Here is a 22,252-nt window from a genome sequence, read left to right as displayed (position 1 = left end):
TTAAAACGGTTTGCGATTAGGGCTGTTGCCCCTCTTCGCTGGAATCACCATATTGTCCGTGCTCGATCAGGGCCGCTTCGATGGTGCGCTGCAGCATCTTGATCCGCTTGTCCATGGTCTCAGAGTATTGGTGGTTCTTCTCTTTTTCAAGGCAGAGCTCATGACAGAAATTGAGCGCCGCCATGATAGCCAATTGCTCGTTGCTGGAGACTTTGGAGCGTTGACGCAGGTCGATCAACTTGTCGGTCAGCTGCTCGGCGGCCTGGCGCAGGGCATCCTGCTGTCCCAAGGGACAGGATACCTTGTAGGGACGTCCCAAAATGACGATTTCTACGGCCTCTGTGCTCATGCCTTCCTCAATACGGCGGAGCTGATTTCCGCCTTTATCCACGTGGACAACTGGGCGGGACTATATAGCGCAGATGCATAAGTTTCAAGGCCTTGCTGGCTCTGCAAGAGGGAGAATGCTAGGATCCTGACCATTAATTCTGCAAATTTGACTGAACTTTGAGCGGATCCTCGATGAGCAAAACGAACCCCCTTAAATATGCGGCAGTGGCCGACATCATGGAACAACATGAGCTGATGGCCAGCGCAGTAGAGGCCCATGGTGTGATCTGCGGTCTGGTGTGCGGCGGTGTGGCACTGGACGACAAGAGTTGGGTGCCCCATTTCAACGATCTGGTGAACGACGGTTTCGGCCTGCCGGCCCCGGTGCGCCAGGTGATGACCGATCTTTATCACAATGTGGTCGAGAGCCTGATGGCCCAGAAGGGCGTCGAGCTGCTACTGCCAAGTGATGATGCTCCCCTCGACGAGCGCATCGATTCGCTGGTGGACTGGTCACAGGCATTTCTGGCCGGTTTCGGCGTGGTGCAACAGGAGCTCTCCCGTGCATCGGAAGAGCTGCAGGAGATGATCCAGGATATCGCCAGCATCACTCAGGTCTCTGCCGAGTTCGATCAGGAAGATGACGAGAACGAAGCCTCTTTCCTGGTGCTCTACGAACACGTCAAACTGGGGGTCATGATGGCCTTCGAAGAGTTTGGCAAGCGCCCCGATACCCCGAGCGCGCCGCCGACCCTTCATTAAGGAGCGGGTCAACGCGACCCTTACTGAATCTGCAAGAGCGCCTGATGGCGCTCTTTTTTATTTCCTTGTGGTGGCTAACCCTGTGAGGCGCAACCGGTTTTTTGCCGGTGACCTCGCATTCGGCCAGCGGCTTTGTGATAGTATGAGGCCACCTTTTTTACTTCTTCCTCTCTGCTTATGTCTCAATCTGATGTGCGACAGGTCGATGTCACCCTGGTCGGCGGTGGAATGAGCGGCGCCGTGCTGGCCCTCTCGCTGGCAGCCCTGCTTCGATCTGATGGCTCCCCCCTCGAGATCCTGCTGCTGGAGGCAAGCGTCCCCGAACAGCACACCCATTCAGGGTTCGACGCCCGCGCCATTGCGCTTTCGGCCGGTACCTGTGATGCGCTGTTGCGACGCGGACTCTGGCCGCTGTTTGCCCCCCATTGCGCCCCCATTACCCAGATCCATGTCTCGGATCGGGGCCACTTCGGTCAGGCTCGCCTGTCGGCTGCCGAATACGGTCTGCCCGCGCTGGGCCAGGTGATCGAGCTTGCATCCGCTGGCAAGGAGCTGCAACGGGCGATGGCGGCCTCTCCCAATATCCGGGTCTGTTGTCCGGCCCGGGTGAGCGAGATTGCGCCCGATGAGGAGAAGGTGACCCTCACCCTCGAGAGCGGTGAACAGATTGAGACCCACCTGCTGGTGGCGGCAGACGGCGGCAACTCCTTTGTGCGTCAGCACTTCAAGTTGCCGGTGACCCGCCACGACTTTGAGCAGCACGCCATCATCGCCACGGTCAAAACGGCGCAAGACCCTGAGGGACGCGCCTTCGAGCGTTTTACCGAAGGGGGGCCGCTGGCCCTACTGCCGATGCAGGAGGGGCTCTCCTCGCTGGTGTGGAGCGTAGGGCAGCATGAGGTGGATGAGCTGACGGCCCTCGATGAGGCGGCGTTTCTTGCCCGTCTGCAGCAGGCCTTTGGCTGGCGGCTTGGTCGCTTCGAGCGATGCGGCGTGCGTAACGTCTATCCGCTCATTCTGACCGCCTGCGACTACCCGCTGGCCCAGCGCACCGTGCTGGTCGGTAATGCCGCCCACGCCCTGCACCCGATTGCCGGACAGGGCTTCAACCTCGGGATGCGGGATCTCGACCTGCTTACCGGCGCCGTAGCCAAGGCGTTGGCAGAGGGGGAGGATATCGGCAGCTTCAAGGTACTGAGTGGCTACTGGCAGCAGCGTCAGCGCGATCAGGAGCAGACCGTCTGGCTTACCTCTTCGCTGGCCCAGCTCTTCTCCAATGGTCACGATCCGCTGGTGGCTGGGCGCAATCTGGCGCTCACCCTGATGGGGCGATTCCCGTGCCTCAAGGCGCCGCTTGCCTCGCGCACCCTGGGCTTTGTCGCTGATGTGTGCGGCAACTAGCCAGCACTTGTTGAGTGGAACCTGTTGACCGCCATTCGTTGATCAAAACCTATTGAATAAAGAGGTGATGCTTGCGGGCGCCCCTCGCTGGCCAGCCGGTCAGCCCTGAAAGGATGAGATGATGCAGATGCAAAATGTGGATGTGGTGATTGTCGGTGGCGGCATGGTGGGGCTGGGGCTCGCTGCGGCCCTGAAACATAGCGCCCTCAAGGTGCTGGTGGTGGAGGGGCAATTGCCCGATCCGCAGCTGGGGGAGGTGGCCGATAACCGGGTCAGCGCCCTGAGTCTGGCCAGCCAGCAGATCCTGCGCCATGTTGGCGCCTGGGACGGCATTGAAGCGAGTCGCCTGCAGGCCTACGACAAGATGGCGGTGTGGGAGCAGGACAGCTTCGGCCATATCGACTTCGATGCCGCCAGCCTGCGTCAGGACAACCTCGGCCACATCGTCGAGAATCGGGTGATCCAGCTGGCGCTGCTTAAGGCGATTGAAGGTGCCAGCAATATCCAGTTGCTGACCCCCGCCAGAGCCAAGAGCCTGCAGAGCGGCCCGGCGGGCGCCCTGCTGCTCCTTGAAGATGGTCAGGCCATCTCGGCCAAACTGGTGGTGGCTGCCGATGGCGCCCACTCCTGGGTGCGCCGTCAGGCTGATATCCCGCTTACCAGCTGGGATTATGGTCACCACGCGCTGGTGGCGACGGTGCGCTGCGCCGAACCCCATGAGGCGGTGGCACGCCAGATCTTCACCCCGGATGGCCCGCTCGCCTTTTTGCCGCTGTGGCAGGAGAACCTCTGCTCCATCGTCTGGTCGCTGCCTGCGGCCCGCGCCGAGGCGCTCTGCGCCTGCGATGACGAGCAGTTCAACCGCCAGCTCACTGCCGCCTTCGACGCTCGGCTCGGTCTGTGCAAGGTGGAGGGGGCGCGCAGCGCGATTCCTCTTACCGCCCGCTATGCCCGCGATTTTGCTCGCGAGCGGTTGGTGCTGGTGGGAGATGCTGCCCACACCATCCACCCGCTGGCGGGGCAGGGGGTCAACCTTGGCCTGCTGGATGCTGCCGCGCTGGCGGAGCAGATCTTGCAAAATCATGCCGCGGGTGAGGATATCGGCCTGCTCGCCAACCTGCGCAGCTACGAGCGCTGGCGCAAGAGCGAAGCGGCTCGCATGCTGGCGGCGATGGAAGGGCTCAAGCGGCTGTTCAGCGGAGCCAACCCGCTCAAGAAGCTGGTGCGGGGCGTGGGATTGCGCGCGGCCAATCTGCTGACGCCCTTCAAGGAGGGGGTGATCCGCGCCGCCATGGGGCTGGAGGGCGAGTTGCCCGCATTGGCCCGTCCTGACTGGGCTGTTGCTGCGACCAAGGGCAGAGCCATGCAGGCCAAGGGTGAAAAAAACTAATATTACTCGCCGTTTTTGACAACAAAAGTAATCCGACAAGGCTGATGACCCGTTTTGGGTGTCAGCCTTTAATTTTGCTCTGGAGCGAAACGTTTTTCTGCAAATTGTGACGAAACGGTAAAAATCGAAATTTAATCTCGCCTGAGTCGGCTTATGGCTGTTTTTATCACTGCATTTATCTTAGTGTCTGGAGTCAGTTTTACGGGAGGGGATTAGTTTTTTTTGAGCGGCACGCTCGCCTGCTTGTCATATAATCCGCTCCGTTCAAGGAATCCCTCTTGCCTGGCAAGGGCAGGAGCGAGCACACACTTTGGGATCCGGTCGCTTTTTGTTGCACGCAGTGCAGTCAGAGCGGTGGCGCGGGTCGCAAGGGTGGTCGCCAAAGCGAAAAGGCTTTTTGCTAAGGAAAGAATGCGATGATCCAGACTACTGTACTGCATCCCAAACACCTGGAAGCCGGCGCCAAGATGGTGGACTTCCACGGTTGGGAAATGCCCATCAACTACGGCTCCCAGCTGGAAGAGCACCACGCGGTGCGCAGCGATGCCGGTATGTTCGATGTATCCCACATGACCATCGTCGATTTGACCGGCGAACGGGTCAAAGCCTTTCTGCAACACCTGCTGGCCAACGACGTGGCCAAACTCACTGCCCCCGGCAAGGCCCTCTACAGCGGCATGCTCAATCCGGAAGGCGGCGTGATCGATGACCTCATCACCTATTACCTCACCGATACCTTCTACCGGCTGGTGGTCAACTCCGCTACCCGCGAGAAGGATCTGGCCTGGATCCGCCATCACGCCATCGATTTCGATATCACAGTGACCGAGCGTCCCGAGCTTGCGATGATCGCGGTGCAGGGCCCCAACGCCAAGGTCAAGGCTGCTGCTGTGCTGAGCGCCGCTCAGCGTACCGCCGTGGTGGGGATGAAACCCTTCTTCGGCGTGCAGGCTGGCGATCTCTTTATCGCCACTACCGGCTACACCGGCGAAGATGGTTATGAAATCGTGGTGCCGCAAGAGAAAGCCTGCGAGCTGTGGCAAGCGCTGCTGGATAACGGCGTGGCCCCGTGCGGCCTCGGTGCCCGCGATACCCTGCGCCTCGAGGCGGGGATGAACCTCTATGGTCAGGATATGGACGAGTCAGTCTCTCCACTCGCCGCCAACATGGCCTGGACCATCGCCTGGGAGCCGAGCGATCGCAACTTCATCGGCCGCGACGTGCTGGAAGCGCAGAAAGCGGCGGGCAACCAGCCCAAGCTGGTGGGTCTGGTGATGGAAGAGAAAGGGGTGCTGCGTGCCGGTATGCCGGTCACCTTCACCGCGGCAAACGGTGAGAAGCGGGAAGGTGTGATCACCTCCGGCTCTTTCTCCCCCACCCTGGGCTACAGTATTGCCCTGGCGCGGGTGCCCCGTGATATCGGTGAGCTGGCCGAGGTGGAGATCCGCAAGAAGCTGGTCACCGTGAAGGTTACCAAGCCCGCTTTCGTCCGTAACGGCCAGAAGCTGGTTTAATACCGTCTTGGGGGAGGGCTGTGCCTCCCCCATCCCTTTTCATATTCGTTTTTAAACGCGACTCAAAGATCAAAGGAAGCACAAATGAGCCATATCCCGAGCGAACTGAAATATGCCACTTCCCACGAGTGGATCCGTGTTGAAGCCAACGGCGAGGCCGTGGTCGGTATCACCGAGCACGCCCAGGAGCTGCTGGGTGACATGGTGTTTGTCGAGCTGCCGGAAGTGGGCAAGCAGGTCAGTGCCGGTGACGACTGCGCCGTGGCCGAGTCGGTCAAGGCGGCCTCCGACATCTACAGCCCGGTGAGCGGCGAGATCATCGCCGTCAACGAAGAGCTGGAAGGGAGCCCCGAGCTGGTCAACTCCGACCCCTACAGCGCTGGCTGGCTGTTCCGCATCAAGCTCGATGACGAGAGCGAGCTGGCCAACCTGCTGGATGCCGAAGGCTACCAGAACGTGGTGGACGAAGAGTAATGCCCCCGGGCCCTGCCAACACAGCAGGGCCCCTTTGTATGACCGCCAGCCGGACAAGCACCGGCCGGTGGAAGGGTGAAGTCGCCCGCGCCTGCCGTTTTCTTGCCTGCTTTTGCCAGGGCAAACGGGCCGGTTCGCAACAAGGCGATCCCCTCTCGATGCTGCCGTAGCATCCGGTGCCGTACCCTGTCTGCGGGACCCAGAACATGAGTGGAGTCGGTACCAGCCGACGATCAGGAACATCAGGTCTTGGTTATCAGGATGTCATGCCAGGACTTATTTATCAGGAAATAGGGAAATGACCCAGTCACTGTTTGAACTTGAGCAAAAAACCGATTTTGTCCGCCGCCATATCGGCCCGGGCGAGGAAGAGCTGCGCCAGCTGCTGGCGACCGTTGGGGCCGAAAGCCTGGACGATTTGATTGAACAGACCGTGCCCTCCGCCATTCGCCTGCCGGGTCCGCTGGGGATCGGTGCCGGCATGACCGAAGTGGAGGCGCTGGCAAAGCTCAAGGGCTATGCCGCCCAGAACAAGATTGCCAAGAGCTATATCGGCATGGGTTATCACGATACCCATGTGCCCCACGTCATTTTGCGTAACGTGCTGGAAAATCCGGGTTGGTATACCGCCTACACCCCCTACCAGCCCGAGCTGGCACAGGGCCGTCTCGAAGCCCTGCTCAACTTCCAGCAGCTGACGCTGGATCTGACCGGCATGGATCTGGCGAGTGCCTCCCTGCTGGATGAAGCGACCGCCGCCGCCGAGGCGATGGCGCTGGCCAAGCGGATGGCCAAGTCCAAATCCAACCTCTTCTTCGTGGCCGATGACGTGCACCCGCAGGTGATCGACGTGGTTAAGGAGCGCGCGGTTCACTTTGGTTTCGACGTGGCGGTTGGCGCCGCGAGCGACGCGGTGAGCGAAGAGGTGTTCGGTGCCCTGTTCCAGTACCCCACCACCACAGGTGAGGTGAAAGATCTGCGCGCCCTGATTGCCGCGGTACAGGCCCAGAAAGGGCTGGCTTGCGTCAGCGCAGATCTGCTCTCCCTGCTGCTGCTCAAATCCCCGGGCGAGCTGGGGGCCGACGTGGTGTTGGGCTCCGCCCAGCGCTTTGGCGTGCCCATGGGCTACGGTGGCCCCCACGCCGCCTTCTTCGCCACCCGCGATGCCTACAAACGTTCCATGCCGGGCCGCATCATCGGTGTCTCCAAGGATGCCCGCGGCAAGGCCGCGCTGCGCATGGCGATGCAGACCCGCGAGCAGCATATCCGCCGCGAGAAGGCTAACTCCAACATCTGTACCGCTCAGGTGCTGCTGGCCAACATGGCTAGCTTCTACGCCGTCTACCACGGTCCGGTGGGGCTGAAAACCATCGCCTCCCGCGTGCACCGCCTCACCACCATTCTGGCGCTTGGTCTCAAGGCCAAGGGCGTGGCCCTCAAGCATACCAGCTGGTTCGATACCCTGACCGTGCAGACTGCTGACAAGGCCGCGCTGATCGCCAAGGCCGAGGGGCTCGGCATCAACCTTCGTGCAGACCTAGATGGCGCGGTAGGGGTGTCACTCTCTGAAACTACCACCCGCGCTGATGTGGCCGAGCTGTTCGATCTCTTCCTCGGTCAAGGTCATGGACTGGATATCGAGGCTCTCGACAAGGCGGCTCAGGCCCATCACGCTATCCCGCAGGATCTGCTGCGCACCGATGCCGTGCTGACCCACGAGGTGTTCAACAAGTACCACTCCGAAACCGAGATGCTGCGTTATATCCACCGTCTCGAAGCGAAAGATCTGGCCCTCAACTACGCCATGATTTCGCTCGGCTCCTGCACCATGAAGCTCAACGCCACCGCCGAGATGATCCCGGTGACCTGGCCCGAGTTCGGCAAGTTGCACCCGTTCGCCCCGCTGGCACAGGCCAAGGGCTACCAACTGCTGCTGGCCGACCTCGAAAACTGGCTGGTGAAAGTGACCGGTTACGATGCGGTCTGCATGCAGCCCAACTCAGGTGCGCAGGGCGAATACGCAGGTCTGCTCGCCATCAAGAAATATCACGAGTCTCGTGGTGAAGGGCATCGCGACATCTGCCTGATCCCAGCTTCTGCCCACGGTACCAACCCGGCCTCTGCCCAGATGGCGGGGCTCAAGGTTATCGTCACCGCCTGTGACAAGTCCGGCAACGTGGATCTCGACGACCTGCGCGCCAAGGCGGCCGAGGCGGGGGATCAACTCTCCTGTCTGATGGTGACCTACCCCTCCACCCACGGGGTGTATGAGGAGACCATCAAGGAGGTGTGCGACATCGTTCACCAGCACGGTGGTCAGGTCTATCTGGACGGTGCCAACATGAACGCGCAAGTCGGGTTGACGGCACCGGGCTTTATCGGCGCGGACGTCTCTCACCTCAACCTGCACAAGACCTTCGCCATTCCTCACGGCGGTGGCGGCCCAGGCATGGGCCCCATCGGCGTGAAGAAGCATCTGGCGCCGTTCGTGGCTGGCCACGCCGTGGTCAAGACCGACAAGGAGAGCCGTGACAACGGCGCCGTGTCGGCGGCACCGTTCGGCTCGGCCAGCATCCTGCCCATCAGCTGGATGTACATCGCCATGCTGGGTGACGAGGGACTGAAGAGATCCACTCAGGTCGCCATCCTTAACGCCAACTATCTGGCCAAGAAGCTGGGCGAATCCTTCCCGGTGCTCTATTCCGGGCGCAACGGTCGGGTGGCCCACGAGTGCATCCTGGATATCCGTCCGCTCAAGGAGGCTTCCGGCATCAGCGAGATGGATGTGGCCAAGCGGCTGATGGACTACGGCTTCCACGCACCGACCATGAGTTTCCCGGTAGCGGGCACCCTGATGGTCGAGCCGACCGAATCGGAATCCAAGCGTGAGCTGGATCGCTTCGTCGAGGCTATGACGTCCATCCGCGCCGAGATTGCCAAGGTGCAGGAGGGGCAGTGGAGCCTCGCCGACAACCCGCTGGTCCATGCGCCGCACACCCAGGACGATGTGATGGATGCAGAGTGGAATCGTGGCTACAGCCGTGCCGAGGCGGTCTTCCCGTCCGACGCCGTGCGCGCCGCCAAACTGTGGCCCTCGGTCAACCGCATCGACGACGTCTACGGCGATCGCAACCTGTTCTGCTCCTGCATTCCGACCGAGGATTACGCCAAGTAAGTGGCGTTTAGGTGCAACAGTTAAGCCGTATAAACAACAGGGCCACCCAGACGGGTGGCCCTTCGTTTACATGGACTTTATCTGCATGTTGCTATCCGAATGTCCGGCTTAAGTCCTTGAGCTGGCTCGCTTTGCTCTGCAAATTGGCACTGGTTTCACTCACTTGATCGATTTTGAGACTGTTATCGTGAGAGAGCGAGGATATCTGGTTGATATTGCGACTGATCTCCTCGATGACCGCTTGTTGCTCGGTGGCCGCGGCGGTGATCTGGTTGGAAAAATCAGAGACCTTGTCTATTTCGACCACAACCTGATTCAGGTTGCCGGTGCTTGCCCGGGTGGTGGCGAGGCAGGCGTTGGTTCTGGTCACATTGAGATGCATCATCTCTTTCCATCCCCCCAGGGTTTGCTGGATATGGCCAATGCTGTTCTGGATCTGCTCTGTCGCCTTGTGGGTTCTGGTCGACAGGCTGCGAACCTCGTCCGCCACCACTGCAAAGCCGCGCCCCTGATCGCCTGCCCGTGCGGCTTCGATGGAGGCATTGAGCGCCAGCAGGTTGGTTTGATCCGCAATGCCGCGAATTTCGCTCATGATGGTGCCGATCCGCTCGGATTCGCTCGCCAGCTCAACGGCTGACTGGAAGGCTTGCTCCGCCTGGGTGGCCAGCGCCGACATCTCTTCTCCTGTTTCCGAAAGCTGGGTGCTGGTGGTGATGCAGTGGCGGCGGGCCTCTTCGATCTGGCTGTTGCTGTCTTGAATATTGCGGTTAATCTCCTCGGCGGCCGAGGCCATCTGGGTGACGGCGGTGGCAATCTGCTGGATCTGCGTGTCTTGCGAAGAGATATCCTGGCTGGCCAGCGAGGCGGAGCCGCGCAGGTCATTGGCCATGGCATTGAGCGAAGCCGTGGTGTCATCCACCCGGCCGAGTACGGTACGGATCTTCGCTTGCCCGAGCTTGATATGGAAATCGGCAATGCTGTGGGGGGCATCCCCCGAGAAGATAAGGCGGCTGATGCTGTCGTAATCCTGCTCGAGCTGCTGCAAGAATCGCGGCGTGAGGAAGAGAGAGTGGCGATTGAACCAGATGGTGGCTACTAGGGGAATGATGACCCAGAGCGCCAGCAGCGGTGAGAGCAGCCAGAGCGCGCTGATCACGCTGACGAGCAGCAGGGGGATGGTCATCATGGCCGGTGTGAGTTGACGCAGGCCCATGTGAATGGCAGAGCCGGTTTCACGGGCTTTAAGGGTTTTGTACATCTGGCTGGCACGCGCCTTGTGCTCTGCGGCGGGACGGCAGCGGACGGATTGGTAACCCACCATCTTGCCATCTTCATAAATCGGGGTGACATAGGCATCAACCCAATAATAACGACCATCTTTGCAGCGGTTTTTTACCATGCCTCGCCATGGTTTGCCTGCCTGCAGGTGGGCCCAGAGATCGGCAAACGCTGCCTTGGGCATGTCGGGATGGCGCACCAGATTGTGATGCTGCCCCAACATCTCTTCCAAGCGATAGCCTGCCACCTGACAAAACGCCGGATTGGCGTAGGTGATGTCCCCTTTGAGATCGGTCGTCGATACCAACTGGATATCGTCGGCAAATTCAACCTCGGTATCTGTGGTGTGAAGCGAGCTGGTTACCATGATCAGGCTCCGGTTTCGGCGTAACGGAATGCTTCGTCTGAGTATGGCAGAGGATGTTCATTTATTGTGTTGTTGCATATTAACTCTTGTGCTACTGCGTGGGGACGGGATGGGTCTCACATTTTTACAGCACGGTTTGGCGAGGGGAGGCAAGCCAAGTAACATGGCGTGACTTATGGTTGTGCAGCGAGACAGGTAACGCAATGAAGTTGGATGCGATTTTATGGGATTATGACGGTACTCTGGTTAATTCGGTGCCGAAGAATATCGATATCACCAAGCAGATCTTGGCTGAGGTCGCCCCCCATCTGACCGGAGAACATCTGCCGCGCTATCTGCGCAGCGAAGCGGAGTATCACCATGCCAATCACGCCGCCAAGAACTGGCAGGCGCTCTATATGGATTACTACGGTTTGTCGCGGGACGAGATGGTGCTGGCTGGCAGTCTGTGGGCCAAGCATCAGGAGATGAACCGGACCGAGGTGCGTTTTTTTGCGGGGCTGGAGGCGGTGATTGACCATTTCTCTGCCATTCCCCACGGAATTTGTTCGCAGAACTCCCAAAAGAACATTCGCCGCGTACTGGAGCAGCATGGCGTGAACAGCCTGTTCAAGGCTGTGGTCGGCTATGATGACGTGCCCGGACAGCAGCAAAAACCCAATCCTTACGGTGGCCTCAAATGTCTGGAGTCTATCTTCGGCCCAGCCAGGTGTCCGTCGCTCATCTATATCGGTGATCATGAAGCGGATGTGCAGTTTGCCCGTCATTTGCAAGGGGCGCTTGGCGAGCAGAGCCGTGTGATATCGGTGGCTGTCGCCTATAGCCGCGCGACCCCGGAGCGCTGGGAACACCAACCCGACCATATCGCCCGTGACGTCGAGGATCTGCTCCCCATCATCGGGCAATATCTGTAACGCCGGTTGCAGATTGCCTTACGGAACATGCAAAACGCCGATCTGTTGATCGGCGTTTTGTCTATGGGATGCCTGATGGTTTCACACTCAGCTGGCTTAACACCTTGTCTGTTTAATGATGGGCGACTTAAAACAGCAGTTGCGTCAGGTAGCCCATCAGGATCGCCATGCCGAGGATCACGGTAAGGAAGGCCGCAATCATCGGGGTTCTGAACATGGATTTGAGCAGGACCACCTCGGTCAGGCTGGCGCCGGCACTGCTGATGATCAGCGCCATGACGGCGCCCATCCCCATCCCTTTGCCCAGCAGCACCGATGCCAGCGGGATTACGGCCTCGGCACGGATGTAGAGCGGGATCCCGACGATGGCGCTGAATGGAATGGCCAGCGGGTTGTCGGCGCCGGCATGGGCGGCGATCCACTCGGCCGGAATAAAACCGTAAATAAACGAGCCAATGAGCACCCCCAGCAGCAGGAAGGGCAATACCGCTTTGAACTGCTGCCAGGCATCGAGGCGAGCTTTGACCCAGGCGGTGGGGAGCTGTGGTGCTCTGGTCAGGGCTGCCGTGCCATCGCCGCAGCAGGAGAGGGTGGCCTGTTCTGCCATCTCTGGTTGAGGTGCCGGGCAGCACGCTGCCCCGTTGAGGGGTTTGATTGCACGAATGGCGCTGCGTTGGTTGTCACTGCAATGTGCTTGAGTAGTGGCGCGGGTCGCCGGGCCACAGCCGCTACCGCAAGAGGAGGTGGCCTCTTTGGGGTCGATGACATGGCGCTCGAACCCGAGCCTGTCGAGCAGCATGCTCGCCATGATGGAGACGCTGGCAGCGATCACGGCGTAGAGCAGGGTCACTTTCCAGCCAAAGGTGGCCCACATCAAGCCGACGATGATGGGGTTCAGCAGTGGGGAGATAAACAGGAAGGTGAGAGTGGGGCCAAAGCCAGCCTTGGCCGAGAGTAATCCTCTCAGCATGGGGATGGTGGAGCAGCTGCAAAAGGGGGTGACGGCGCCGAGCAGGGCAGAGAGCAGATAGCCTTTGCCATGGCGCGCCCCCAGCATCCGCTGGATCTTCTCGTCGGGGATCTTCTGGCGGATCAGGCTGACCCCGGCGCTAATGACCAGAAACAGCACCGACAGCTCGACAGCCAGAAACAGGAACATCTGGGCTGCATCGGTCAGCATGGTTAACCACTCATTCATTGTCGTATCCTCACTTGGTTTCCACATTTCCAAAATAATCGAAATGAATGGCCAGTCAAGATATTTCTGGTATTATCGAAATATCAAATTTGTGGAGGGCGCAGAGATGCAACTGGAAGAGGTCGCCAAGGCATTGAAAGAGCTGGGTCATCCGACCCGGCTGTTTATCTTCAAGCATCTGGTCAAGGCGGGAGAGCAGGGGCTGCCGGTGGGTGAGCTGCAAAAGCAGCTGGCGATCCCCGCTTCCACCCTCAGCCACCATATCGCGGCGCTGGTCTCGGTGGGGCTGGTGAAGCAAAACCGGGAGAGTCGCACTCTGCTTTGCGTCTCTCAATACGCGGTGTTGGAGGAGATCATCGCCTTTTTCCGCGATGAGTGTTGCATCAACAGCCCGGAGCATCGGCAAGATCAAAGGCAAGAGCTGCCTTCCTGAGGGCTATGGCTGCTAGTTGTGCGGTCAGTTGCGCTGCGCGCAATAAAAAAACGCCGATCATGTGATCGGCGTTTTGCATTGTTTTTCTCAGCTGCAGGTATTAACCCAGATTGGCTGCGACCTTGCTTTGAGCTTGTCCTTTGCGCTTGATGACAAAGCCAATGCCCAGTACCACCAGCCAGGCGGGGATCAGTTCGACCGAGATGCGGAAATCGGGGGTCATATACATGATCACCAGGATACCAGCCATGAACGCGAGGCAGAGATAGTTGCCGAAGGGGTACCAGAACGCCTTGAACTTGGGCTGGACACCCTCTGCGACCTTGGCCTTGCGGAACTTGAGGTGCGCGAGGCTGATCATCGCCCAGTTGATCACCAGTGCGGAGACCACCAGCGCCATCAGCAGGCCGAACGCCTTGCCCGGCATCAGGTAGTTGATCAGCACGCAGAGCAGGGTGGCGATGGCCGAGACCGAGAGGGCAACCAGCGGCACGCCGCTCTTGTTGGTCTTGAGCAGGGCTTTCGGCCCGTTGCCCTGTTTGGCCAGACCGAACAGCATCCGGCTGTTGCAGTAGACGCAGCTGTTGTAGACCGACAGTGCCGCCGTCAGTACCACGATGTTGAGTACGGTGGCGACCAGATTGCTGTCCAGAGCGTGGAAGATCATCACGAACGGGCTGCCGCCTTCCACCACTTTACCCCAGGGGTAGAGGGACATCAGGATAGCCAGGGCGCCGATGTAGAAGATGAGGATGCGGTAGATCACCTGATTGGTGGCCTTGGGAATGCTCTTCTCGGGGTTGTCCGCTTCCGCGGCGGTAATGCCCACCAGCTCCAGACCGCCAAAGGAGAACATGATCACCGCCATCGCCATCACCAGACCGCTGATGCCGTTGGGGAAGAAACCGCCCTGAGCCCACAGGTTGGTCACGCTCGCCTCGGGGCCGCCGGCACCGGAGATGAGCAGATAGCCGCCAAAGCCAATCATGCCGATGATGGCGACCACCTTGATGATGGCGAACCAGAACTCCATCTCGCCAAACGCTTTGACGTTGGAGAGGTTGATGGCGTTGATCAGCACGAAGAAGAAGGCTGCCGACATCCAGGTCGGGATCTCGGGCCACCAGTATTGGACATAGATGCCCACCGCGGTCAGCTCGGCCATGCTCACCAGCACGTAGAGCACCCAGTAGTTCCAGCCGGACGCAAAACCGGCAAACTCGCCCCAGTATTTGTAGGCAAAGTGGCTGAAGGAGCCAGCTACCGGCTCTTCCACCACCATTTCACCGAGCTGGCGCATGATCAGGAAGGCGATAAAGCCGCCGATTGCATACCCCAGCAGGACTGAGGGGCCTGCCATCTTGATGGTTTGGGCAATGCCCAGAAAGAGGCCGGTGCCGATGGCGCCGCCCAAAGCAATCAACTGAATGTGGCGGTTTTTAAGGCCGCGCTTCAGCTCCTCACCGTCTTGTTTCAAATCCATGGGTCTGTCCTTACGTCTCTGTTGTCTCTGGTCGGTGTTGGGCTCATCCTGAGCAGGCCGCAGTGCGTAGCCAAAACCTGACGAAAGCTGTAGTTATTTCGTTACGCCATGCCATTTTCAATTTTTAGTGTTGGCTGGCAACCGAAGCAGAATAGTGATAATCCGCCATGAATGCACCTGTTTTCCATCTCTAATGGCCGTGTTTTGTACCAAAGGCAGCTTTTTCATGATCTGAAGAGGCTTCTTGGTAGTTTTTGGTTGATGTTTGTGCAGTCGAATTCTGTTTTATTGACATTTTGTCTTGTTGGTGTGCTTTTGTGGTGCCAAGCCACAAATGGATGCAAATGATGCCAAACAAGCGGGAGTGCAAGGAAGAGTGCAGGGAGTTGGAGCACAGGGAACGTGAAAGCGTGCTGCAACAAGGGGTTGCCCGGAGTGTGCTGGTGGCGCTCTGGTTAGGGATTGCCGCCAGTCCGCTGTTGTTGCTGGTGGCCGCGATTATGTTGCTGGGTTGGCTGTTACTCGGTGATCAGGAGTTGCTGCACTACTGGCAGCCGCTGTTGCTGGTTGGTGGGGTAACGGGGGCGCTCGTTGGCGGCTGGCTGGCGGAGCGGGTTCGCCTGCGCCACGGTTTGCTGGCCTTCTATGCTCGGTTGATGAACAACCCTGAGCTCAATCGTTAGTGAACGCTGGCTGTTTGCCGAGCGCAGCAGAACGGAATCGAATAGCGGCTAACTGGCAGCGGGTGACAAGGGCACAACGCCAAGGTCGACAAGAAGAGGGATAAACATTTGTGGTGCTTATCCTTTTTTTATCCACGCTTTTCACTGTCATCGATGTGAATTGCAGTTCGCCACAGCTGACTTTCGCCGCGACACTGTGATTTTTATCTTTTGTTGATGCCGATAGCTGTCAAGCTGGCTTAACAGAGCTGGCGGCGCAGACCGGTCGCCTCGAGGACCTTGGCGCTGATCTCCTCCACCGAGTGGGAGCTGGTATCCAGGAAGCGGATCGCCTCCTGGCGAAACAGCCTCTCCACGCAGGCCAGCTCCTGCTCGCACTGTTCGATGGAGGAGTAGCGGCTGTTGGCACGGCGCTGGTTACGGATCTCGTGCAGCCGCTGCGGCGCTATGGTGAGGCCAAACAGCTTGTGACGGTTGGCCTTGAGGGGGGCGGGCAGCTCCAGCATGCCCATGTCCTGCTCGATAAAGGGGTAGTTGGCGGCACGAATGCCGAACTGCAGCGCCAGATAGAGGCTGGTGGGGGTCTTGCCGCAGCGGGAGACCCCGATCAGGATGATGTCCGCCTCATCGTACTCTTTGGTGGTGATGCCATCGTCGTTGGCCAGCGCAAAGTTGACCGCCTCGATGCGATCGTCATAGAGCTTGCGGTTCTCCATGCCGTGGGTGCGGTGGAGGCGGGGCTCGGCTTTGACCCCCAGCTCCTGCTCCAGCGGGCTGACGAAGGTATTGAGAAAGTCGTGGCCGCACGCCTCCGATTTCAGTACCTCTTCCCGTACCAGCGGGTCGACGATGGTGTGAAACAGAATGGGGCGTACCCCGGTCTGGCGAAACTGCTCGTCGATCCGCATCCGTACCTGACGGGCTTTCTCCAGTGTCTCCACAAAGGGGATAGTGATCTGCTCGAAGGCCAGCGGAAACTGGCTCAATACCGCGTGACCAAACACTTCGGCGGTGATTGCGGTTCCGTCTGAAACATAAAATACGGTGTGCACGTAGGGCTCCTGTGATACCGCGGGTGGGGTCGCATGGGGTAAGGGGGGAGAAGTATCTCCCGAAACCATACCAGTTTTGTCAACCGGTCTGCTGTGCCCAAGTTGTGAAGTGGCTTGCAAACCTGAATCGTTATCTTTTTGTGTCGCCATTGTAGAATGTTCCGGTCATTCGACCATCCCCAACGCTTGCTCGGGGATTTTTTTGAAAACCAGTAGAAAACGTTTTCATGGTCATTGGCAACAAAAGAAACAGACAATAACGCACCTGACTTACCCATAACCTCATCGATTAAATCGGGCGCACGAGGTGCTATGGCATCGGTGCCCACCAACCTGGAGACATCCAAGTGCAACAGTACGTGCTCTGGTACGAACAACTCGGAATGCAGGACGTAGAACGAGTTGGCGGCAAGAACGCATCCCTTGGCGAGATGATCAGCAACCTCTCTGGCGCTGGCGCTGGCGTATCCGTGCCGGGAGGCTTTGCTACCACCGCCTTTGCGTTTAACGAGTTTCTGGAGTCAAGCGGCCTCAACGGTAAGATCCACCATCTGCTCGACAATCTGGACGTGGACGATATCGCCGCCCTCAACCGGGCCGGTCAGCAGATCCGCGACTGGGTGATCGAAGCCCCGTTCCAGCCCGAGCTGGAGCAGGCTATCCGGGTTGCCTATGAAAAGTTGAGTGCCGGTGTCGAGGCCTCGTTTGCGGTGCGCTCCTCCGCCACCGCCGAGGATATGCCGGACGCCTCCTTTGCCGGTCAGCAGGAGACCTTCCTCAACGTACGTGGCATCGATGCCGTCATGACGGCGGTCAAGCATGTGTTTGCTTCCCTGTTCAACGATCGCGCCATCTCCTATCGGGTGCATCAGGGCTACGACCACAAGGGTGTTGCCCTCTCGGCCGGGGTACAGCGGATGGTGCGCTCGGATCTCGCAGCCTCCGGCGTCATGTTTACTCTGGATACCGAGTCCGGTTTCAACGACGTGGTCTTTATCACCGGCGCCCATGGTCTTGGCGAGATGGTGGTGCAGGGCGCAGTCAACCCGGATGAATTCTATGTGCACAAGCCGACTCTCAAGGGGGGCCGCCCGGCGGTGGTACGCAAGACCCTCGGCTCCAAGCTTATCAAGATGACCTACTCGGACGATGCTGGTCACGGCCGTCAGGTGAAGATTGTCGACACCGATGAGGCCGAGCGTAGCCGCTTCTGCATCACCGATGAGGAGGTGATGGCGCTGGCGAAACAGGCCCTCATCATCGAGCAGCACTATGGCCGCCCGATGGACATCGAGTGGGCCAAGGATGGTCAGGATGGCCAGCTCTATATCGTGCAGGCCCGCCCGGAAACCGTGCGCAGCCGTCAGGAGGCCAACACCCTCGAGCGTTTTGCCCTCAAGCAAGCGGGCAAGGTGCTGATCGAGGGACGAGCCATCGGCCACAAGATTGGCGCGGGCCCGGCGCGGGTCATCTCTTCCATCAGCCAGATGGACGAAGTGCAGCCCGGCGATGTGCTGGTGACCGACATGACCGACCCGGACTGGGAGCCCATCATGAAGCGGGCCTCCGCTATCGTCACCAACCGGGGGGGGCGCACCTGTCACGCCGCCATTATCGCCCGCGAGCTGGGCATTCCGGCAGTGGTGGGCTGTGGCAACGCTACCGATCATATTCAGCCGGGCCAGCGGATCACCGTCTCCTGCGCGGAAGGGGATACCGGTTTTATCTATGACGGCGAGCTGGACTTCGACGTGGCGGTGACCGAGGTGGGCAATATGCCGCGCCTGCCCATCAAGATCATGATGAACGTCGGCAACCCGGACCGCGCTTTCGACTTTGCCCAGTTGCCCAACGCCGGGGTGGGGCTGGCACGCCTTGAATTCATCATCAACCGGATGATCGGCGTGCACCCCAAGGCCTTGCTGGAGTTTGACCAGCAGAGTCCCGAGCTCAAGGCCACCATCGCCAAGATGATCGCCGGTTACGACAGCCCGCGGGAGTTCTACGTGGCCAAGTTGACCGAGGGGATCGCCACTCTGGGCGCTGCGTTCTGGCCGGAGCGGGTGATCGTGCGGATGTCGGACTTCAAGTCCAACGAGTACGCCAATCTGGTGGGCGGTCGTGGCTACGAGCCCCACGAGGAGAACCCGATGATCGGTTTTCGTGGCGCATCCCGCTACATCGCCGATAGCTTCCGCCCCTGCTTTGCCCTCGAGTGCGAGGCGATCAAGCGGGTGCGCGATGTGATGGGGTTGACCAACGTCGAGGTGATGATCCCCTTCGTGCGCACCGTGGGCGAGGCGGAGCAGGTGATCGACATCCTGGCCGAGAACGGTCTGCGCCGCGGCGAGCGGGGACTCAAGGTGATCATGATGTGCGAGATCCCGAGCAATGCCCTCTTGGCAGACAAGTTCCTCGAGCACGTGGACGGCTTCTCCATCGGCTCCAATGACATGACCCAGCTCACCCTTGGGTTGGATCGGGATTCCGGGCTAATCGCCCATCTGTTCGACGAGCGTAACGAGGCGGTCAAGGCGCTGCTGGCGATGGCGATCCAGGCTGCGCGCAAGGCGGGCAAGTACGTGGGGATCTGCGGTCAGGGCCCATCTGATCATCCGGACTTCGCCGCCTGGCTGGTGGAGCAGGGGATCGACTCGGTGTCGCTCAACCCCGATACAGTTGTCGATACCTGGCTCTATCTGGCGGAGCAGCATGGCGCCAAGTAAGTCACTATCGACATGAGTGATTAGAAAGGGGGGCCTAATGCCCCCCTTTTGATCGCTATTATCTTATGTTTTGCCCTTGGGCTTATTCCACCAGGCTCATGCCGGGGATCTGGCGCCAGTAGCCGTTGCAGTCGCTTCCTTGCTGCAAGGAGAGGGGAGCCTGGCCCTGCCGGTTGGCTTTGAAGCGGGCCAGCATCTCCAGCGTCTCCATCCCTTGCGGCGAAAGCCTGACCACATCTACCAGACCTTCCATATCAGCCAGCTCGTTACCCAGGTTGTAGCAGTAACCGGACTGGGTCTGGATCCCGTTGAGATTGAACACCCGCTGCCCCTCGCGGCTGTTGGCCAGTCGTCCGGTGGGGTAGTTGATGCAGGCGAGCTCGCAGTTGTCTTTCGGTTTGTCGAGGGAGCGGGCGGTGAAGCAGCGCGCCGAGTAGGCGAGCGGCAGATGGCCGTAGGCAAACACCTCCACCTCAAATTGGTCGCGCAGGGACCCCAGATCCTGATTGAGCTGGATCAGCCAGTCACGGGAGAGCTCCACCGGCATGACCCAGCGTTTCATCCCCTGTTTGAGCAACATGCGCAGCACATCGGCGTTATAGGCGTTGATGGCGGGACCACAGACGAAGGGGATCCCTGCCTCCCAGGCGAGTTGCACTGTACCGAGATCGTTGGCTTCGACCATAAGATCGCCATTGTCGACCAGCCGCTTCACCTCCTTGAGCTCGGAAGGGGCGGAGATAAGGGCGAGGGTCGAGAGCACTACCTGCTTGCCGGAGTTTGCGACCTGACGGGCCAGCGCAATCCAGTCATCGACTTTGAGTTCGCGCCGCTTGCTGCAGACGGTCTCCCCCAGATAGATGATGTCGGCCTGACTGTCGGCCGCGGCATGGTAAAAGGCCTCGGTATCGGCTTTGGGCCAGTAGAAGAGCAGAGGCCCGAGAGAGAATTGCATGGGTGGACTCCTTATTGCCACTGACGATGATAGGCGCCGAGGGTAGTCTGGCTACCTTCGGAGACGCGGGCGAGCTGGGCATCCCACTCAGCTTTAACCTGATAGGCCTCGGGATTGGCCTGATAGGCATCGATGGCCGCACGCCAGACCCGGGTCACTTGCTCCACATAAGCTGGGCTGCGTTGGCGTCCTTCAATCTTGACCGACTGGATCCCGGTCTTGAACAGCTCGGGCAACAGACCCAGGGTATTGAGACTGGTGGGCTCTTCCAGCGCGTGGTAGGTCTGGCCATCCACGTCGAAACGCCCCTTGCACAGGGTCGGGTAACCAGCATTTTCGCCCGGGCCATAGCGGTCGATCAGCACCTCGTTGAGCCGCGACTCGAGGCCATTCGGGGTCTCTTCCCAACGGACGAACTTGGCCGGTGAGCAGGCGCCGACGGTGTTGGGGCTCTCGCCAGTCATGTAGGAAGAGAGATAGCAGCGCCCCTCGGCCATGATGCAGAGGCTGCCAAAGGCGAATACCTCAAGGCCAACATCGGTCTCGCGGGCCAGCTGCTTGACCTGATGCATGGAGAGCACCCGGGGCAGCACCACCCGTGTGACATTGAATTGCTGCTGATAGAAGCGAATGGCGGCGGCATTGGTGGCGCTGGCCTGCACCGAGACATGGAGTTCCATCTTGGGGTAGTGGCGGCTGGCATATTCCAGCACGGCGAGATCGGCGATGATTAACGCATCGGCGCCGAGGGCCACCCCGCGATCAATCGCCTGTTTCCATCGAGTATCGGCCCCGGGATGGGCAAAGGTATTGATGGCAATATGCAGCTTGCGACCATGTTGATGCACATAATCCACCGCCTTCTCCAGTTTGCTGTCGGTAAAGTTGAGACCGGCAAAGTGGCGGGCATTGGTGTCATCCTTGAAACCGATATAAACGGCATCGGCCCCGTTATCCACGGCGGTTTTCAGTGCCGGCAAACTGCCTGCCGGACAGAGTAATTCCATTGGTACGCTCCGAGAGTGCATATGAAGGGCAAACGAGCCCTGATTGTATGCAGCCATGCACTCCCGCTTTTTGACCTGAGGCAGCTTTGTGTGGCTTTACCCTTCTTGAGGTAACCCTGCACAAGTTTGATTTCCAACAGGATCTTGCCACTCTCCCTGTGTTTGAATGCGCAAAAAAGGGAGTCTATCGTGTTTCAACAACTGCAACGCCGCCTGGTCGAACAGGCTCCGCGCTTCTTGCGCCATCCCCTCAAGCTGGTTCCGTTCAATCTGCAAAAGCAGCTGATGGAGAGTTTGCTGGCCCGGGTTTTCAAAGAGGCTATCGAAGATGGTGATTTCGAGTTTCTGGCAGACAAGTGGCTGAAAGTCGAAGTCTCTGATCTGGAGTTGTGCTGGTTTATCAGTGAGCAGAATGGCCAGCTGGTGGTGGCTCGCGAGTGTGACAAGGCCGATGTCTGCTTCAGCGGTACTGCCAACGACCTGATCCTGATTGCCGGTCGCAAAGAGGATCCTGATTCGCTCTTTTTCCAGCGCAAGCTGAAGATAGAAGGGGATACCGAACTGGGCCTTGAGGTGAAAAACCTGATGGACAGTCTGGATCTCGATGGCTTGCCAAGCCTGATGAAGTATCCCCTGATGGATCTGGCGACGTTTATCGAACGCGCCCGCACCGAATCAGCGCAGGCTCCGGTGCAGACGGCGCCGGGCGGGATCCCGTCTTAAGTGGACAATCACCCCATGGGCATGGCGACGATAATGGTGCCGTGCCCAGAGGCAGCGACAGGCCCACAGACAGGGCACCAAGGCGATGAGTGCCGCAGGGGCGGGCAGCTGTGACATGGCCAGCCCCGCAGCCAGCCAGATAAAGGGTTGCGCTTCATACAGCCACTCCGGCTGTAGCCAGCGTTTGCTCGGAAAGATAATCAGATCGGTACGTCGGTAGCTGGAGCGCATCATCCAGGTCACCGCTCCGGCGATAAACAGCAAGGCGCCTGCAAACCAGAGCAGGGGCTGTTCACTCAACGTAATAATGGCAATGGCTGCCAGCAGGTAGAGGCTGGGCAATCTCTCATAGATAAAGGGAGGAAGCATGGCGTGGTGTCTCCTGTG

Annotated in this window: 20 protein-coding genes; 11 read left to right on the top strand and 9 right to left on the bottom strand. The window is 59.4% G+C overall.

The features are described 5' to 3' along the window. Window positions 1-16: 16 nt before the first annotated feature. Window positions 17-349 carry a cell division protein ZapA gene (zapA, locus tag ACTG2G_RS21850; RefSeq protein ID WP_005333910.1) on the bottom strand — a complete coding sequence of 111 codons (333 nt, stop codon included), beginning with the start codon at window positions 347-349 and terminating at the stop codon, window positions 17-19. Window positions 350-522: 173 nt separating this feature from the next. On the opposite strand from zapA, the gene ACTG2G_RS21845 reads away from it, so the two are divergent. The 3 genes from ACTG2G_RS21845 to ACTG2G_RS21835 all read left to right on the top strand — a co-directional run bounded on the left by ACTG2G_RS21845 (window position 523) and on the right by ACTG2G_RS21835 (window position 3,883). Then, window positions 523-1,092, top strand: coding sequence for a UPF0149 family protein (locus ACTG2G_RS21845; protein WP_005346580.1), 570 nt, complete (start codon window positions 523-525; stop codon window positions 1,090-1,092). 177 nt (window positions 1,093-1,269) lie between these two features. Continuing rightward, window positions 1,270-2,493, top strand: a complete 1,224-nt coding sequence (gene ubiH / locus ACTG2G_RS21840; protein ID WP_421385967.1) for a 2-octaprenyl-6-methoxyphenyl hydroxylase — start codon at window positions 1,270-1,272, stop codon at window positions 2,491-2,493. A 121-nt stretch (window positions 2,494-2,614) separates the two neighbouring features. Beyond that, window positions 2,615-3,883, top strand: a complete 1,269-nt coding sequence (locus tag ACTG2G_RS21835; RefSeq protein ID WP_421386041.1) for an FAD-dependent 2-octaprenylphenol hydroxylase — start codon at window positions 2,615-2,617, stop codon at window positions 3,881-3,883. 212 nt (window positions 3,884-4,095) lie between these two features. Here ACTG2G_RS21835 and ACTG2G_RS21830 read toward each other — a convergent pair whose 3' ends face one another. Then, on the bottom strand, window positions 4,096-4,323 hold the full coding sequence (locus tag ACTG2G_RS21830; protein WP_421385966.1) for a hypothetical protein: 228 nt from the start codon (window positions 4,321-4,323) through the stop codon (window positions 4,096-4,098). On the opposite strand from ACTG2G_RS21830, the gene gcvT reads away from it, so the two are divergent. From gcvT to gcvP, 3 genes are all read left to right on the top strand, one after another. Further along, a complete protein-coding gene (gene gcvT / locus ACTG2G_RS21825) occupies window positions 4,300-5,397 on the top strand; it encodes a glycine cleavage system aminomethyltransferase GcvT (RefSeq protein WP_005346577.1) in 1,098 nt (365 codons plus the stop codon). The two genes, ACTG2G_RS21830 and gcvT, sit on opposite strands and share 24 nt — an antisense overlap. A gap of 84 nt (window positions 5,398-5,481) precedes the next feature. Then, entirely contained in the window at window positions 5,482-5,871 is a 390-nt protein-coding gene (gcvH, locus tag ACTG2G_RS21820) for a glycine cleavage system protein GcvH (protein ID WP_005333898.1), read from the top strand. A 298-nt stretch (window positions 5,872-6,169) separates the two neighbouring features. Continuing rightward, window positions 6,170-9,046: an aminomethyl-transferring glycine dehydrogenase gene (gene gcvP / locus ACTG2G_RS21815; protein WP_439985847.1), complete on the top strand. Its 2,877-nt coding sequence runs from the start codon at window positions 6,170-6,172 to the stop codon at window positions 9,044-9,046. Between the two features lie 91 nt (window positions 9,047-9,137). Here gcvP and ACTG2G_RS21810 read toward each other — a convergent pair whose 3' ends face one another. Further along, window positions 9,138-10,691, bottom strand: a complete 1,554-nt coding sequence (locus ACTG2G_RS21810) for a methyl-accepting chemotaxis protein (RefSeq protein ID WP_439985846.1) — start codon at window positions 10,689-10,691, stop codon at window positions 9,138-9,140. Between the two features lie 203 nt (window positions 10,692-10,894). Here ACTG2G_RS21810 and ACTG2G_RS21805 point away from each other — a divergent pair, with 203 nt between their 5' ends. Continuing rightward, a complete protein-coding gene (locus tag ACTG2G_RS21805; RefSeq protein WP_439985845.1) occupies window positions 10,895-11,605 on the top strand; it encodes an HAD family hydrolase in 711 nt (236 codons plus the stop codon). Between the two features lie 127 nt (window positions 11,606-11,732). Here the strand turns inward: ACTG2G_RS21805 and ACTG2G_RS21800 are convergent, their stop codons facing one another. Next, window positions 11,733-12,803: a permease gene (locus ACTG2G_RS21800; protein ID WP_331378313.1), complete on the bottom strand. Its 1,071-nt coding sequence runs from the start codon at window positions 12,801-12,803 to the stop codon at window positions 11,733-11,735. A 106-nt stretch (window positions 12,804-12,909) separates the two neighbouring features. On the opposite strand from ACTG2G_RS21800, the gene ACTG2G_RS21795 reads away from it, so the two are divergent. After that, window positions 12,910-13,236 (top strand): ArsR/SmtB family transcription factor, encoded by a 327-nt coding sequence (locus ACTG2G_RS21795; protein WP_108542054.1) that lies wholly within the window; start codon window positions 12,910-12,912, stop codon window positions 13,234-13,236. Window positions 13,237-13,336: 100 nt separating this feature from the next. On the opposite strand, the gene ACTG2G_RS21790 is transcribed toward ACTG2G_RS21795, so the two are convergent. Beyond that, window positions 13,337-14,719, bottom strand: a complete 1,383-nt coding sequence (locus ACTG2G_RS21790; RefSeq protein WP_005333893.1) for an amino acid permease — start codon at window positions 14,717-14,719, stop codon at window positions 13,337-13,339. A 344-nt stretch (window positions 14,720-15,063) separates the two neighbouring features. Between ACTG2G_RS21790 and ACTG2G_RS21785 the strand changes: the two genes are divergently transcribed. Further along, window positions 15,064-15,402 (top strand): hypothetical protein, encoded by a 339-nt coding sequence (locus tag ACTG2G_RS21785; protein WP_235671494.1) that lies wholly within the window; start codon window positions 15,064-15,066, stop codon window positions 15,400-15,402. A gap of 239 nt (window positions 15,403-15,641) precedes the next feature. Here the strand turns inward: ACTG2G_RS21785 and ppsR are convergent, their stop codons facing one another. Beyond that, complete coding sequence (gene ppsR, locus ACTG2G_RS21780) at window positions 15,642-16,454, bottom strand: posphoenolpyruvate synthetase regulatory kinase/phosphorylase PpsR (RefSeq protein ID WP_005344832.1); 813 nt, start codon at window positions 16,452-16,454, stop codon at window positions 15,642-15,644. Window positions 16,455-16,801: 347 nt separating this feature from the next. Between ppsR and ppsA the strand changes: the two genes are divergently transcribed. Then, complete coding sequence (ppsA, locus tag ACTG2G_RS21775; protein ID WP_439985844.1) at window positions 16,802-19,180, top strand: phosphoenolpyruvate synthase; 2,379 nt, start codon at window positions 16,802-16,804, stop codon at window positions 19,178-19,180. Window positions 19,181-19,262: 82 nt separating this feature from the next. Here the strand turns inward: ppsA and ACTG2G_RS21770 are convergent, their stop codons facing one another. Both ACTG2G_RS21770 and ubiU read right to left on the bottom strand, forming a co-directional pair. Continuing rightward, window positions 19,263-20,135, bottom strand: coding sequence for a U32 family peptidase (locus tag ACTG2G_RS21770; protein ID WP_421208284.1), 873 nt, complete (start codon window positions 20,133-20,135; stop codon window positions 19,263-19,265). Between the two features lie 11 nt (window positions 20,136-20,146). Continuing rightward, a complete protein-coding gene (gene ubiU / locus ACTG2G_RS21765; protein ID WP_421385961.1) occupies window positions 20,147-21,142 on the bottom strand; it encodes a ubiquinone anaerobic biosynthesis protein UbiU in 996 nt (331 codons plus the stop codon). A 189-nt stretch (window positions 21,143-21,331) separates the two neighbouring features. Here ubiU and ubiT point away from each other — a divergent pair, with 189 nt between their 5' ends. Next, complete coding sequence (ubiT, locus tag ACTG2G_RS21760) at window positions 21,332-21,865, top strand: ubiquinone anaerobic biosynthesis accessory factor UbiT (RefSeq protein ID WP_005344837.1); 534 nt, start codon at window positions 21,332-21,334, stop codon at window positions 21,863-21,865. Here the strand turns inward: ubiT and ACTG2G_RS21755 are convergent. Continuing rightward, a complete protein-coding gene (locus ACTG2G_RS21755; RefSeq protein ID WP_005351023.1) occupies window positions 21,818-22,234 on the bottom strand; it encodes a hypothetical protein in 417 nt (138 codons plus the stop codon). The genes ubiT and ACTG2G_RS21755 overlap by 48 nt on opposite strands. Between the last annotated feature and the right edge of the window lie 18 nt (window positions 22,235-22,252).

The sequence above is a fragment of the Aeromonas sp. 55A genome, from assembly GCF_051919665.1.
Taxonomy (GTDB): domain Bacteria; phylum Pseudomonadota; class Gammaproteobacteria; order Enterobacterales; family Aeromonadaceae; genus Aeromonas; species Aeromonas veronii.
Note: the sequence above shows the minus strand (reverse complement) of the source record. Positions and strands in the feature narration are given on the sequence as shown.